Origin of the sequence: Starkeya nomas, assembly GCF_902703545.1 — a bacterium.
In the GTDB taxonomy this organism is placed as follows: domain Bacteria; phylum Pseudomonadota; class Alphaproteobacteria; order Rhizobiales; family Xanthobacteraceae; genus Ancylobacter; species Ancylobacter moscoviensis.
In genome coordinates this window covers 4,244,826-4,257,697 of the sequence record NZ_CACSAS010000001.1, presented here as the reverse complement: position 1 = coordinate 4,257,697, position 12,872 = coordinate 4,244,826, and the positions used below count along the sequence as shown (strand labels likewise).

The 12,872-nt window shown below is 68.3% G+C and carries 16 protein-coding genes and 1 pseudogene; 11 read left to right on the top strand and 6 right to left on the bottom strand.

Annotation, left to right across the window (positions count from 1 at the left end):
- The first annotated feature begins 117 nt into the window (after window positions 1-117).
- From STARVERO_RS20155 to STARVERO_RS23750, 10 genes and pseudogenes are all read left to right on the top strand, one after another.
- The gene (locus STARVERO_RS20155) at window positions 118-1,059 is read left to right on the top strand and encodes a sugar phosphate isomerase/epimerase family protein (RefSeq protein WP_159601090.1); all 942 of its coding nucleotides are present in this window, start codon (window positions 118-120) and stop codon (window positions 1,057-1,059) included.
- 239 nt (window positions 1,060-1,298) lie between these two features.
- The gene (gene dnaK, locus STARVERO_RS20150) at window positions 1,299-3,197 is read left to right on the top strand and encodes a molecular chaperone DnaK (protein WP_144341550.1); all 1,899 of its coding nucleotides are present in this window, start codon (window positions 1,299-1,301) and stop codon (window positions 3,195-3,197) included.
- Between the two features lie 230 nt (window positions 3,198-3,427).
- On the top strand, window positions 3,428-4,582 hold the full coding sequence (gene dnaJ, locus STARVERO_RS20145; RefSeq protein ID WP_159601088.1) for a molecular chaperone DnaJ: 1,155 nt from the start codon (window positions 3,428-3,430) through the stop codon (window positions 4,580-4,582).
- A gap of 142 nt (window positions 4,583-4,724) precedes the next feature.
- A complete protein-coding gene (locus STARVERO_RS20140; protein ID WP_144341548.1) occupies window positions 4,725-5,360 on the top strand; it encodes a class I SAM-dependent methyltransferase in 636 nt (211 codons plus the stop codon).
- 48 nt (window positions 5,361-5,408) lie between these two features.
- Window positions 5,409-5,993 (top strand): NADPH-dependent FMN reductase, encoded by a 585-nt coding sequence (locus STARVERO_RS20135; protein WP_144341547.1) that lies wholly within the window; start codon window positions 5,409-5,411, stop codon window positions 5,991-5,993.
- Window positions 5,994-6,011: 18 nt separating this feature from the next.
- Window positions 6,012-6,722, top strand: coding sequence for an orotidine-5'-phosphate decarboxylase (gene pyrF, locus STARVERO_RS20130; protein ID WP_144341546.1), 711 nt, complete (start codon window positions 6,012-6,014; stop codon window positions 6,720-6,722).
- A 38-nt stretch (window positions 6,723-6,760) separates the two neighbouring features.
- A pseudogene (locus tag STARVERO_RS23590) lies at window positions 6,761-7,063 on the top strand (DUF1330 domain-containing protein); the annotation flags it as partial.
- A 48-nt stretch (window positions 7,064-7,111) separates the two neighbouring features.
- Complete coding sequence (locus STARVERO_RS23585; protein WP_422802180.1) at window positions 7,112-7,381, top strand: DUF1330 domain-containing protein; 270 nt, start codon at window positions 7,112-7,114, stop codon at window positions 7,379-7,381.
- Between the two features lie 228 nt (window positions 7,382-7,609).
- The gene (gene rpsU / locus STARVERO_RS20120; protein ID WP_144341544.1) at window positions 7,610-7,843 is read left to right on the top strand and encodes a 30S ribosomal protein S21; all 234 of its coding nucleotides are present in this window, start codon (window positions 7,610-7,612) and stop codon (window positions 7,841-7,843) included.
- Between the two features lie 88 nt (window positions 7,844-7,931).
- On the top strand, window positions 7,932-8,063 hold the full coding sequence (locus STARVERO_RS23750) for a hypothetical protein (RefSeq protein WP_280178144.1): 132 nt from the start codon (window positions 7,932-7,934) through the stop codon (window positions 8,061-8,063).
- An 18-nt stretch (window positions 8,064-8,081) separates the two neighbouring features.
- On the opposite strand, the gene STARVERO_RS20115 is transcribed toward STARVERO_RS23750, so the two are convergent.
- From STARVERO_RS20115 to STARVERO_RS20105, 3 genes are all read right to left on the bottom strand, one after another.
- Window positions 8,082-8,354: a hypothetical protein gene (locus STARVERO_RS20115; RefSeq protein WP_144341543.1), complete on the bottom strand. Its 273-nt coding sequence runs from the start codon at window positions 8,352-8,354 to the stop codon at window positions 8,082-8,084.
- Window positions 8,355-8,509: 155 nt separating this feature from the next.
- The gene (locus tag STARVERO_RS20110; RefSeq protein ID WP_422802160.1) at window positions 8,510-8,935 is read right to left on the bottom strand and encodes a TIGR02301 family protein; all 426 of its coding nucleotides are present in this window, start codon (window positions 8,933-8,935) and stop codon (window positions 8,510-8,512) included.
- A 74-nt stretch (window positions 8,936-9,009) separates the two neighbouring features.
- A complete protein-coding gene (locus STARVERO_RS20105; RefSeq protein ID WP_159601083.1) occupies window positions 9,010-9,465 on the bottom strand; it encodes an NUDIX hydrolase in 456 nt (151 codons plus the stop codon).
- A gap of 148 nt (window positions 9,466-9,613) precedes the next feature.
- Here STARVERO_RS20105 and STARVERO_RS20100 point away from each other — a divergent pair, with 148 nt between their 5' ends.
- Window positions 9,614-9,925, top strand: a complete 312-nt coding sequence (locus STARVERO_RS20100; RefSeq protein WP_159601080.1) for a hypothetical protein — start codon at window positions 9,614-9,616, stop codon at window positions 9,923-9,925.
- A gap of 1 nt (window position 9,926) precedes the next feature.
- Here STARVERO_RS20100 and dapE read toward each other — a convergent pair whose 3' ends face one another.
- The 3 genes from dapE to STARVERO_RS20085 all read right to left on the bottom strand — a co-directional run bounded on the left by dapE (window position 9,927) and on the right by STARVERO_RS20085 (window position 12,866).
- Window positions 9,927-11,114 carry a succinyl-diaminopimelate desuccinylase gene (dapE, locus tag STARVERO_RS20095; protein ID WP_200837937.1) on the bottom strand — a complete coding sequence of 396 codons (1,188 nt, stop codon included), beginning with the start codon at window positions 11,112-11,114 and terminating at the stop codon, window positions 9,927-9,929.
- 7 nt (window positions 11,115-11,121) lie between these two features.
- A complete protein-coding gene (gene dapD / locus STARVERO_RS20090; RefSeq protein ID WP_144341540.1) occupies window positions 11,122-11,964 on the bottom strand; it encodes a 2,3,4,5-tetrahydropyridine-2,6-dicarboxylate N-succinyltransferase in 843 nt (280 codons plus the stop codon).
- 176 nt (window positions 11,965-12,140) lie between these two features.
- Window positions 12,141-12,866, bottom strand: coding sequence for a pyrimidine 5'-nucleotidase (locus tag STARVERO_RS20085; RefSeq protein ID WP_159601076.1), 726 nt, complete (start codon window positions 12,864-12,866; stop codon window positions 12,141-12,143).
- Window positions 12,867-12,872: the final 6 nt, after the last annotated feature.

The following is a 12,872-nucleotide window of genomic DNA, read 5'->3' as shown; positions in this document are numbered from 1 at the left end:
ATTGGAGATTCGGTCGAACTGTAACGCGTATGCCATAAAACCGGCCTAAGAAGCGGCCCGGTGCTTCGCGGGCGCTTCTGTCCTCCCGCCCCTCTTACCCAAGGGAAGATACGCACGATGCAGCTTCACATCCCCGCACCCGCCGTCCGCGCCTCCGGCTACTCGATCAAGGAAGGCAGCCCCGAATTCGACGATGTCGGTATCGGGCTCGACGAGGCGGAGGCGCTGGGTGTCGATGTGGTGGAGCTGCCGATCTATGCGTGGCACCTCATCGTCGAGGGACGGGTCCTCGACACGCGGCTCAAGGACCTCCAGCGCGCCCTCGCCGGCCGGGAGCTCGGCTATTCGGCACATGGCGCACTCGCCATCAACCTGATGGACCTGCCGGACCGCCTGCCGCGCCACGAGAAGGTGCTGGCCGCGAACATCGAGATCGCCGCGGCCATCGGCGCCCGCCATCTGGTGGTGCACACCGGTTTTGTCCGCCATCCGGAAGACGACATCGAGGTCGCCTATTCGCGCCAGCGCGACGCCCTCGCCCGCGCCGGGGACCACGCCGCCTCGCTCGGCGTGACGCTGTGCGTCGAGAACATCTTCCGCTTCATCCATGCCCGCGAGACGGCCACCCCGTCCAAGCTCGCCGGCGAGCTCGCGGCGATCGACCATCCCTCGGTGAAGGCGACGCTCGACGTCAGCCACGCCTATATTCGCTGCACGGATGCACGGCTCGACCCCATCGCCGAAATGGCGGCGCTGGCGCCGCATGTGGCGCATTTCCACCTGCACGATTCCTTCGGCCGCCCGAATGAGGGCCGCCCCGGCGACATCTGGATCTACCATCCGGCCGAGGCGGTCGCCTTTGGCGAGGGCGACCTGCACCTGCCGATTGGCTGGGGCTCGATCGACTGGGACGCGGTCATCCAGGCCGTGCGGCCCGAACCCGGCGCCGTCGCCATTCTGGAACTCAACCAGGCCCACTGGCGCGAGCTGAAGGACCAGATCCCGGTTCTGCAGGCGCTGGCCACCCGTTTCCAGCCGGGTCTGGCAACCGCCGCCTGACACCCCGGGCAGGCGTCACGGACGCTTCGTAAGAGCCGCGCCGCGCGCGACGCCGCTTTTAGGCGCGTGCACCTTCTTGCGGCGGAAACGGCAGCCCCCTATATCGGCCTCGAACGGTGCGCTGAGCGCCGTACCCTATTGTTTGGGGGCCGGTTCGGGGGAATGGCGGGGCAAGACCCCATCATTTCTCGGTGGACGCTTCGAGAAGGTCCGGCCGGCCTGCCGGAAGGAGAAACAATATGTCTAAAGTCATCGGCATCGACCTCGGTACGACCAATAGCTGCGTCGCCGTCATGGAAGGCAGCAGCCCCAAGGTGATCGAGAACGCGGAAGGCGCGCGCACCACGCCCTCCATCGTCGCCTTCACCGAGGATGGCGAACGCCTCGTCGGCCAGCCGGCCAAGCGCCAGGCGGTCACCAATCCCGAGCGCACCTTCTTCGCGGTGAAGCGCCTCATCGGCCGCCGCTATGACGACCCGATGGTCGAGAAGGACAAGAAGCTTGTCCCCTACCAGATCGTGCGCGCCGACAATGGCGACGCCTGGGTCGAGGCGGACGGCAAGAAATATTCGCCCTCGCAGATTTCCGCCTTCACGCTGCAGAAGATGAAGGAGACCGCGGAGTCGTATCTGGGCTCGAAGGTGACGCAGGCCGTCATCACCGTCCCCGCCTACTTCAACGACGCCCAGCGCCAGGCCACCAAGGATGCTGGCCGCATCGCCGGCCTTGAGGTGCTGCGCATCATCAACGAGCCGACCGCGGCCGCGCTCGCCTACGGCCTCGACAAGAAGTCGGCCGGCACCATCGCGGTCTACGACCTCGGCGGCGGCACCTTCGACGTGTCGGTGCTGGAGATCGGCGACGGCGTGTTCGAGGTGAAGTCCACCAATGGCGACACCTTCCTCGGCGGCGAAGACTTCGACATGCGGCTCGTCAGCTATCTCGCCGACGAGTTCAAGAAGGAGCAGGGCATCGACCTGCGCAACGACAAGCTCGCCCTCCAGCGGCTGAAGGAGGCCGCCGAGAAGGCCAAGATCGAGCTGTCCTCCGCGACGCAGACCGAGATCAACCTGCCCTTCATCACGGCGGATGCCTCGGGCCCGAAGCACCTCACCATGAAGCTCACCCGCGCCAAGTTCGAGGCGCTGGTGGACGACCTGATCCAGCGCACCGTCGAGCCCTGCAAGAAGGCGCTCAAGGATGCGGGCCTCTCGGCCGGGCAGATCGACGAGGTCGTCCTCGTCGGCGGCATGACCCGCATGCCCAAGGTCCAGGAAGTGGTGAAGCAGTTCTTCGGCAAGGAGCCCCACAAGGGCGTCAACCCGGATGAGGTGGTCGCCATCGGCGCCGCGATCCAGGCGGGCGTGCTCCAGGGCGACGTCAAGGACGTGCTGCTGCTCGACGTGACCCCGCTCTCGCTCGGCATCGAGACGCTGGGCGGCGTGTTCACGCGCCTGATCGACCGCAACACCACCATCCCGACGAAGAAGAGCCAGACCTTCTCGACCGCCGAGGACGGCCAGACCGCGGTGACGATCCGCGTCTTCCAGGGCGAGCGCGAGATGGCCGCGGACAACAAGATCCTCGGCCAGTTCGATCTCGTCGGCATTCCCCCGGCGCCGCGCGGCGTGCCGCAGATCGAGGTCGCCTTCGACATCGACGCCAACGGCCTCGTCAACGTGTCGGCCAAGGACAAGGGCACCGGCAAGGAGCAGCAGATCCGCATCCAGGCTTCCGGTGGCCTTTCCGACAGCGACATCGACAAGATGGTGAAGGACGCCGAGGCCCACGCCGAGGAAGACAAGAAGCGCCGGGCCGTCGTCGAGGCGAAGAACCACGCCGAGGCGCTGGTGCATTCGACCGAGAAGGCGCTCGCCGAGCATGGCGACAAGGTCGGCGCGGCCGAGAAGGGCGCGATCGAGACCGCTCTCGCCGAGCTCAAGACCGCCATCGAGGGTGACGACGCCGAGGCGATCGCCGCCAAGACCAACGCCCTGGCGCAGGCCTCCCTCAAGCTCGGCGAGGCGATGTACGCCTCCCAGCAGGGCGGCGAGGGCGACGCCGGTGCCGCGCCGAAGGACGACGTGGTGGACGCCGAGTTCACCGAGGTCGACGACGACAAGAAGAAGTCGGCCTGACCGGTCCGCGACAATCCCGCCCCCGGAATCCGTTCCGGGGGCGGATTTCTGTACGGCAGCGCGATCTGCCGTGTGTTTCGCGCCAAGGCGCGACGGAAGCTCCCGCCGGTGCGAACAGGGCGGGTGCGTTTTCCGGCAGCTTTCCTGCGTGCCGGTTCTGACCCGTGCCGCCGCCCGCCTGCCGGTGGCGGCAGATCGCGGCGGCAAAGGAAGCGACGGCATATCGACCCATGTCCAAACGCGACTATTACGAAATCCTCGAAGTCACCCGGACCTGCAATGACGGCGAACTGAAGAGTTCGTACCGCAAGCTCGCCATGAAGTGGCATCCGGACAAGAACCCCGGCAATGACGAGGCCGAGGTCCGCTTCAAGGAAATCAGCGAGGCCTATGACTGCCTGAAGGACCCGCAGAAGCGGGCGGCCTATGACCGCTTCGGCCACGCGGCCTTCGACGGCGGCATGGGCGGCGGACCGGGCGGGCCCGGCTTCGGCGCGGACTTCGCCTCGACCTTCTCCGACATCTTCGACGACCTGTTCGGCATGGCCGGCGGCGGCGGCGGCGGACGGCGCGGCGGTGGCCGCAGCGGCGGCCGCGAGCGCGGGGCGGACCTGCGCTACAACATGGAAATCACGCTGGAGGAGGCGTTCTCCGGCAAGGACGCCACCATCCGCCTGCCCACCTCCATCACCTGCGAGACCTGCTCGGGCACCGGCGCCAAGCCCGGTACCCAGCCGACCACCTGCCGCACCTGCTCGGGGAGCGGGCGCATCCGCCAGGCGCAGGGCTTCTTCACTCTGGAGCGCACCTGCCCCTCCTGCCAGGGACGCGGCCAGGTGATCGAGGATCCCTGCCCGGCCTGCGCGGGCGCGGGACGCACCACCAAGGAGCGCACGCTTCAGGTCGCCATCCCGGCCGGCGTCGAGGACGGCACGCGCATCCGCCTCGGCAATGAGGGCGAGGCCGGCGTGCGCGGCGGGCCGCCGGGCGACCTCTACATCTTCCTGTCCATCGCGCCGCACGACTTCTTCCAGCGCGACGGGGCGGACCTGTTCTGCCGCGCGCCGATCTCGATGGTCACCGCCGCGCTAGGCGGCGCCTGCGAGGTGCCGACCATCGACGGCGAGACCACCAAGGTGAAGATCCCGGAAGGCACGCAGTCGGGCAAGCGCTTCCGCCTCAGCGGTAAGGGAATGCCGGTTCTGCGTACCCGCAACCGCGGCGACATGTATGTGCAGGTCGTCGTCGAGACGCCGCAGAACCTGACGCGACGTCAGCGTGAATTGCTGGCCGAATTCGACACCGAATGCTCGAAGGACACGCACCCCGAATCGAGTGGCTTCTTTGCCAAGGTGAAGGACTTTTTTGCCGGCGACGCCGATTAAGCCCGTGCGAACGTAATCACTGCGTCATCCGGGGGCCTTAACACGGAGCGCCAAGCTCTCTAGTGTTGCCATCGACTCATTACCGTCACGCCTGCCTGTGTCCGACCGCGGCCCCGCAACTGCTCACCGGAATAGAAGTCGCATGCTGCATCGCTCCGCCTGTTCGACGTCGAAAAAGCGTCCCGACGAGGTTCGCTTCCTCCAGTCCTGGCTGCAGAATCCGCTTCGAACCGGGGCCGTCTCGCCGTCGGGCCGGGCCCTCGCCCGCACCATGGCGAACTATGTCGACCCGCGCGAGGACGGTCCGGTGATCGAGCTCGGTCCGGGCACCGGGCCGGTGACGGCGGCGCTCATCAAGCGGGGCGTGGCGCCCGAGCGCCTGACGTTGATCGAATACAATCCCGAATTCTGCTCGCTGCTGCGCATGCGCTTCCCCGGCGTGACCGTCATTCGCGGCGATGCCTACGACATGACGAGCACGCTGGACGGCGGCCTCGACAAGCCGGCCGTGGCGGTGGTCTCCAGCCTGCCGCTGTTCACCCGGCCTGCGCCGGAGCGTTTCGACCTGCTCGAGCAGGCCTTCGGGCTGATGCGGCCGCGCGCGCCCTTCATCCAGTTCACCTACGCCGTGGTCTCGCCCGTGCCGCTGACGCCGGCGCGCTTCGAGGCGCATGTGAGCCCGCGCGTGTGGGCCAATCTCCCGCCGGCGCGGGTTTGGGTCTATCGTGCACACGAGGCTCACGCTCCGGCCCGCGAGTTGAGCGCGGCCGCCGGCTGACGCGGCCCGCCCGGCCATCGCCTCCCAACGCCGTCGGAAGGAACTCCCATGCGCGCTCCGCGTATCGTCGTCTTTGCCGGTTCGATCCGCACCGGCTCCTTCTCGGCCAGCCTTGCCGCCCTCGCGGCGAAGGAACTGGCGCTGATGGAATGCGAGCCGGTCCTGCTTTCCCTCGCCGACTATCCGATGCCGATCTATGACGGCGACCTGGAAGCCGCGCAGGGTGTGCCGGCGGCGGCGAAGCAGTTGCGCGACCAGCTCGCACAGGCCGACGGCGTGTTCATCGCGACCCCCGAATACAATGCCGGCCTGCCGCCGCTGCTCAAGAACGCCATCGACTGGGCGAGCCGCGTGCAGGGCGGCGAAGGCGACGCCTTCAAGGGTCCGGTCTACGCCATCGGCTCCTCCTCTCCGGGCGGCCTCGGCGGCTATCGCGCCTCGATGATGCTGCGCCAGACGCTGGCGCTCGGCCTCGGCTGCCTCGTGCTGGCGGAGCAGGTGATGGTCGCCGGCGCGGCGGGCGCCTTCGCCGAAAGCGGCGACCTGAAGGACGCCCGCGCGCAGGAAAGGTTGCGCGCGGTGATGTCAACGCTTATCGAGCAGGCGGCGCTGCGGGCGGGTCTGCGCGCCTGAGCCGCGGAGACATCTGCCATGAGCGCGACTTTTCCCGATCCGCGAGACCGGCTCATCATTGCCCTCGACCTGCCGTCGGTCAGCACGGCGGAAAGCATCATCGCCCGCATCGGCGACGCGGCGACCTTCTACAAGATCGGCTATGAGCTGGGTTTTGCCGGCGGCCTCGGCCTCGCGCGCGAGTTGGTCGCCGACGGCAAGAAGGTGTTCATCGACTTCAAGCTGCACGACATCGGCAACACGGTGGCGCGCGGCGTCGCCAGCCTCGCGGCGCTCGGCGCCAGCTTCGCCACCGTGCACGCCTATCCGCAGACCATGCGCGCGGCCATGGAAGGCAAGGGCGCCAGCCCGCTGCGCATCCTCGCCGTCACCGTGCTGACCTCCTATGACGAGGCCGACCTCGCCGAGGCCGGCTATGCGGGCGGTGTCGCCGCCACGGTCGCCTCCCGCGTCGCGCAGGCGCGCGAGATCGGCGTCGACGGCATCGTCTGCGCCCCGACCGATGCAGCCTCCGTGCGCACCGCGCTGGGGGCCAAGGGCGTGATCGTCACCCCCGGCGTACGGCCCGACGGCGCCGCCACCGGCGACCAGAAGCGCGTCGCCACGCCCTTCGCCGCGATCCGCGCCGGGGCCGACTATCTGGTGGTCGGCCGGCCCATCGTCGCCTCGCCCGACCCCGGCGCAAGTGCCCGGGCGGTCCAGGCCGAGATCGCCCGCGCGGTCGCCTGAACCTGCCTTTTCCCGAACACTGCAAGGAGAGAAGCACAATGGCCAAGGGCTACTGGATCAGCCGTCTCGATGTGACCGATGCCGACGGCTACAAGCCGTATCTGCAAGGCGCCGAGCCGGCGATCGCGTCCTTTGGCGGGCGCTTCCTCGTGCGCGGCGGTGAGCTTGCCGATCTGGAAGGCGTGGCGCGCTCGCGCAACGTCGTGGTCGAATTCAAGGACTATGCCACCGCTCTCGCCTGCTACAATTCGCCGGAATATCAGGCAGCCTACACCCACCGCGTCGCCTCCTCGGAAGGCGAACATCTGGTGATCGAAGGTTATGAGGGCGCCCAGCCGGCCGCGAGCGTCATCTCCGGCCCGGCCGAAGGCCCCGGCACGGCCTATTGGGTGATGCGCATCGACGTGCACGACCTCGAGACCTACAAGTCCTATGTGGCGGCCGATGCCGCCGCCATCGAGAAGTATCAGGGCTGGTTCCTGGTGCGCGGCGGACAGCACGAGGCCGTGCACGGCACCGCGCGCTTGCGCAACGTGCTCGTCGCCTTCAAGGACTACGCGACCGCCCTCGCCTGCTACCATTCGCCGGAATACCAGCAGGCGCTGTCCTTCCGCACCAAGGCCGCCGTAGCCGAGGTCATCGCCATCCACGGCGCCTGACCCGGCGGGCAGTAGGGAACCCGGCGAAGCCGGAAGCGATAACAGGGCCAGCAACCGGGCTTCCTCGGGGACGGGTGAATCGCGGCGGGCTGTGGACAAGCCGGAGGAGTCCTGCTATGTGCGCACACCTTGATCGGCTGCCCGCTGCCCCGCGAGCCTCGTGAGACGCCCGCGCCGATCGCCGGAATTCAACGTATACGCGAAAGCGAAGCACGAAGAGGAAGACACGTGCAGGTTCTCGTTCGGGACAACAACGTCGATCAGGCTCTGAAGGCGCTGAAGAAGAAGATGCAGCGCGAAGGCATTTTCCGCGAGATGAAGCTGCGCGGTCACTACGAGAAGCCGTCCGAGAAGCGCGCCCGCGAGGAGGCCGAGGCCATCCGTCGCGCCCGCAAGCTGGCTCGCAAGCGCGCCCAGCGCGAGGGTCTTCTGCCGTCCAAGCCGAAGCCGGCTGGCCGCTGAGGCCGGTTCGGGCCTTCGGGCCCGTCCGCGCAACGGCGCGGGGCCATCGACATGACGCAAGGCGCAGTGACGGAGGTCGCTGCGCTTTTTGTCGTTAGGGCTGATCGCAAACGATCCCGGCGCGGGCGCGACGAACGCGCCCTATTATATGAAATGCGGCTGGAGCCGGATCGAAACCGATATCGGCGGGCTCGACATCTTCACGCTGGAGCGCCGCTGACGCCCCACACCCAAGCCCTCACTGCCGGTTGAACGGCACCGTGTATTCACCGGCCCGGATGCGCCCGGCGAGGCGCTCGGCGAAGCTCGCGGCGGCTTCCTCGCCATAGGTGGCGACCATCGAGCGAATGGCGGTGAACAGCGCCGCCTGCGCGAGGCAGTCCTCGTCGAGGCCGTCATAGACCGCCTCGTTCCACGCCTCATCGAGATAGGCAAGCGCCGCGTGGCGCTCATCCTCATGGGCCTGATCGGCCTTGCCATCGATGTCGTGCGTTTCCGGAAGCTGGGACAAGACGGATCCTCCGCGTGCGAGCGACACGCTCCAAAAGCACCCTAGCACGTTGCGCGGGCCGTTCCCCCCAAGAATTGAAGGACGGTTAATATGCCGCGGCAAAAATGCGACAGGGCGGCACAATCATAAAGGACTGTGGCAGCAAAGCCGCCCGCTCAGTTGCTGCCGTAGCGCGCCGCGATGTCCCGCGAAAGCTTGGCGCCGGTCTCCAGATAACGCTGGCTCGCCAGTTCGGCGGAAGGCGTACAGCTCCGGTAGACCTGCCGGTAACTCTCATAGCCATTGTTGAAGGCGGCGATGAGCTGGCCGCGCCGGTCGCCGGAGGGCGCTTCCACGTCGACCAGCCCCTGCATCTCGTCGCGCCAGCGCGTGGCTTCCGCCGCACCGCACAGGGGACGAAGATAATGCAGCGCGCCGAGGATCTCGGCGAGGCGCAGGAGATCCCCCTCATAGGGCGGCGCGCCGCCTTGCGTCGTCTGCGCGGCCGCCGGCGCCACCAGACCCGGCAGCGGCCCGCCCATGACGAGGCCGAGCATCAGCACGAGGACGGACACCCGTTTACGGATGACGGGGCCCCTCATAGCGGCGTGTGTCGTAGTCGCAGGCGTCATGGCCGCTGTGGTGCGCCGCGTGGGCGCGGGCGTCAAGGCCCAGGTCACAACGCCTCCGGCCCCTCGGCGGCAAGCGCGACGAGCCATGCCGCATCGACGATGCCCTGAAGACCGGGCGTCGTGGCGTCCGGCAGCGCCTGCGGATCGAACCAGCTGACCTCCGCGGCCTCCGGGCCGGTTGCCGGCTCACCGGACACCCAGCGTGCCGCGTGGCCGACCACCACGAAATGCGCCGCCAGCGCCCCGGCCGGATCGTGCTGGATGACGTCCAGCGCTCCGGCGACGCCGAGGATCTCGCAGGAGACGCCGACCTCCTCCATCACCTCGCGCGCGGCGGCGGCGGCGAGCGTCTCCCCCGGCTCCACCCGGCCGCCCGGCAGGCTCCACAAGCCGGGCGAAGGCTTCTGGCCGCGGCGTGCCAGCAGGACCTGTCCGTTGCGGAAGACCGCGGTGCTCGCGGCGAGAACCGGCCGGACCACCGTCGATACGGCGTGCGACATGGCGTGCCTCCAGGGAAAGGTGGGGGACGAATCGACGCCATCCTACCGGATTTCGTCGCGGCCGCCCGTTGACAGCGCCCGATTGGGGCCGCAATCGGATCGGAGATTTTCCGGCATCGGCGAGCGATGCGGAACGCGGGAGGCAAGGATGCGGAAGACGATGTCGCCCGCCGGCATGCGGCAGGTGCTCCTTGGGGCGACCCTTGCCGCCACGCTCGCGACCGCACTGGCCGCCGGCCTCCCGGCCCGTGCGCAGACCGGCACGCCGGCTCCGGGCGCGAGTGCCGACAACACCAGGCCGGACCCGATCTGCGCCAGCCATGGCCCGGGCTTCGCCCGCGTCGCCGGCACGTCCACCTGCGTGAAGATCACCGGCGGCGTCCAGAGCGACGCCTATGCGACCGGCATCTCGGGCTCGGCCCGCGTGGATCCCCTCGCGCCGGCGCTGCGGAGCAAGTAGCTCAGCGGCCGAAGGCGGCGAAATAGCGCTCGATGATACCGGCATAGATGCGGGTGAGCGCCTCGACCTCGTCGACGGGCGTCGATTCGTCCACCGCATGCATGGTGGTGCCGACGAGGCCGAATTCGACCACCGGGCAGTAATCCTTGATGAAGCGGGCGTCGGAGGTGCCGCCGGTGGTGGACAGCTCGGGCGTTCGGCCGGTGGTCGCGGTGATGGACTGCGTCACCAGATCGACGAACTCGCCCGGCGCGGTGAGGAAGCTGTCGGAGGAGCGCGCCTCGAAGGCAGGGCTGAAGCGCACGCTGTTGCCCGCTGCCGCGTTCAGGCGCCGCTCGATCTCCGCCGAGAGCGTGGCCGGCGTCCACAGATCGTTGAAGCGGATGTTGAAGCGGGCCCGCGCCTCGGCCGGAATGACGTTGAAGGCCGGATTGCCGACGTCGACCGAGACGACCTCCAGATTCGACGCTTGGAAATGCGCGGTGCCGGAATCCAGCGGCTCGGCGGTGAGCGCCGCCAGCAGCTTCACCATGCCGGGGATCGGGTTCTCGGCGAGATGCGGATAGCCGACATGGCCCTGCTTGCCATGCACCGTCAGGGTGCCGGAAAGCGAGCCGCGACGGCCGATCTTCACCATGTCGCCGAGCGTGGCGCGGCTCGATGGCTCGCCCAGCACGCAATGGTCGATGCGCTCGTCGCGGTCGGCGAGCCAGCGCAGCAGCTTTTCCGTGCCGTTGATGGCGGGACCTTCCTCGTCGCCGGTGATGAGGAAGGAGATCGAGCCCGGCAGGGCGCCGTCGCCGGCCTTGCCGTGGGCGTTTGCGAAGTCGAGGCCGGCGGCGATGAAGGCGGCGACGCCGCCCTTCATGTCCACCGCGCCGCGGCCATAGATCAACCCGCCATGAATGGCGCCCTCGAAGGGCGGAAAGCGCCAATGGGTCAGATCGCCCGGCGGCACCACGTCGGTATGGCCGGCGAAGCACAGGTTCGGCCCCTTGGTGCCGAAACGGGCGTAGAGGTTCTCCACGTCCGGCGTGTCGGGGCCGGTGAGCTTCACCCGATGGACGACGAAGCCGGCGGCGCCGAGCAGGGCTTCCAGACAGGCCAGCGCCCCGCCCTCCTCCGGCGTGACCGAAGGACAGCGGATCAGCGTCCTGAGAATATCGACCGGGTCCGCCTTCGCCGCCATCATCGGATCAGTCCCTGAGCAGATCGTTGATCGAGGTCTTGGAGCGGGTCTGCTCGTCCACGCGCTTCACGATCACCGCGCAGTAGAGCGAGGGGCCGGGCTGCCCGTTCGGCAGCGGCTTGCCGGGCAGCGCGCCGGGCACCACCACCGAATAGGCCGGGACCTCGCCGACGAACACCTCGCCGGTCGCGCGGTCGACGATCTTGGTCGTGGCGGAGATGAACACGCCCATGGAAAGCACCGAGCCCTTGCGGACGATGACGCCCTCGACGACCTCCGAACGGGCGCCGATGAAGCAGTCGTCCTCGATGATCACCGGGCCGGCCTGCAGCGGCTCCAGCACGCCGCCAATGCCGACGCCGCCCGACAGATGAACGTTCTTGCCGATCTGCGCGCAGGAGCCGACCGTCGCCCAGGTGTCGACCATGCTGCCGGAATCGACGCGGGCACCGAGATTCACGAAGGAAGGCATCAGCACGACATTCGGCGCGACATAGGCGGAGCGGCGCACGATCGCGCCCGGCACGGCGCGGAAGCCGGCGGCGCGGAACTCGGCATCACCCCAGCCCTCGAACTTGGAAGGCACCTTGTCCCACCAGTGGGCACCCCCCGGCGCGCCGGGAATGGCGGTCATGTCGTTGAGACGGAAGGACAGCAGCACCGCCTTCTTGAGCCACTGGTTGACGACCCAGTTGCCGGACGCATCCGGCTCGGCGACGCGGGCCTTGCCGGCATCGAGCAGCGCGAGGGCCTCGTTCACCGCATGGCGAATCTCGCCGCCGGTCTCGAAATTGACCTCGGCACGGTTCTCGAAGGCGTTCTCGATGGTGCTCTGAAGCTGGCTCGACATGTCACTCTCCCGCTGTCCGGCGCGTCTTGTCCGGTTGCGGGCGGCTTCTGTCAACGGCGTTGTTGAACGCGTCGCGCCCATGCACCGTCATGGCCGGGCTTGACCCGGCCATCCATGTCTTCATCGGAAAGAACAAGGCGTGGATGCCCGGGACAAGCCCGGGCATGACGTCGAACCTAGGAACCGACCCTGAGACTGTTCAGGAAGCCGGTGAGGTCGTCCGTCACCACGTCGATATGATCGCCGTCGCGGCCCTCGTGCTCCCACGCCTCGCGGTCGGCCGGGCTCACGGCGAGGCCCGGCGGCACCACCAGCACGGTGCGCATGCCGAGCTGGCGGGGGACTTCGAGGTTGCGCGCGAGATCCTCGAACATCGCCGCGCGGCCGGGATCGACGTCGTGCCGGGCGAGGAAGCCGCGATAGGCGGTCTCCTGCGGCTTGGGATGGAACTCCGCCGCCACGATGTCGTGCACGTCGGCGAAGCGGTCGGAGATGCCGAGCTTGGCCAGCACCTGCTCGGCATGACCGCGCGAGCCATTGGTGTAGACCAGCTTGCGGCCGGGCAGCGAGCCCAGCGCCTCGCCCAGCTCCGGCGCCGGATCGAGCGAGGTCAGGTCGATGGCATGGGCATTGGCGAGGAACGGGTCCGGGTCCATGCCGTGCTCGATCATCAGCCCGCGCAGCGAGGTGCCGTAGCGGCGATAATAGTCCTTCTGCAGCGCGAAGGCGTCGTCGAGCGACAGGCCGAGATAGTCGGCGATGTAGCTGCGCATGCGCATGTCGATCTGCCGCCACAGATCGAGGCCCGGCGGATAGAGCGTGTTGTCGAGATCGAAGACCCAGGTGTCGACATGCGAGAAGTCGACCGGAGCGGGCTCGATCACGCGGTTTCCGTCGGACATGGTGCG

Bases quoted from the DNA above. Each gene is read 5' to 3' on its own strand.
- STARVERO_RS20155 (WP_159601090.1), top strand. From the start codon at position 118: ATGCAGCTTCACATCCCCGCACCCGCCGTCCGCGCCTCCGGCTACTCG.
- dnaK (WP_144341550.1), top strand. From the start codon at position 1,299: ATGTCTAAAGTCATCGGCATCGACCTCGGTACGACCAATAGCTGCGTC.
- dnaJ (WP_159601088.1), top strand. From the start codon at position 3,428: ATGTCCAAACGCGACTATTACGAAATCCTCGAAGTCACCCGGACCTGC.
- STARVERO_RS20140 (WP_144341548.1), top strand. From the start codon at position 4,725: ATGCTGCATCGCTCCGCCTGTTCGACGTCGAAAAAGCGTCCCGACGAG.
- STARVERO_RS20135 (WP_144341547.1), top strand. From the start codon at position 5,409: ATGCGCGCTCCGCGTATCGTCGTCTTTGCCGGTTCGATCCGCACCGGC.
- pyrF (WP_144341546.1), top strand. From the start codon at position 6,012: ATGAGCGCGACTTTTCCCGATCCGCGAGACCGGCTCATCATTGCCCTC.
- STARVERO_RS20110 (WP_422802160.1), bottom strand. From the start codon at position 8,935: ATGAGGGGCCCCGTCATCCGTAAACGGGTGTCCGTCCTCGTGCTGATG.
- STARVERO_RS20105 (WP_159601083.1), bottom strand. From the start codon at position 9,465: ATGTCGCACGCCGTATCGACGGTGGTCCGGCCGGTTCTCGCCGCGAGC.
- STARVERO_RS20100 (WP_159601080.1), top strand. From the start codon at position 9,614: ATGCGGAAGACGATGTCGCCCGCCGGCATGCGGCAGGTGCTCCTTGGG.
- dapE (WP_200837937.1), bottom strand. From the start codon at position 11,114: ATGGCGGCGAAGGCGGACCCGGTCGATATTCTCAGGACGCTGATCCGC.
- dapD (WP_144341540.1), bottom strand. From the start codon at position 11,964: ATGTCGAGCCAGCTTCAGAGCACCATCGAGAACGCCTTCGAGAACCGT.
- STARVERO_RS20085 (WP_159601076.1), bottom strand. From the start codon at position 12,866: ATGTCCGACGGAAACCGCGTGATCGAGCCCGCTCCGGTCGACTTCTCG.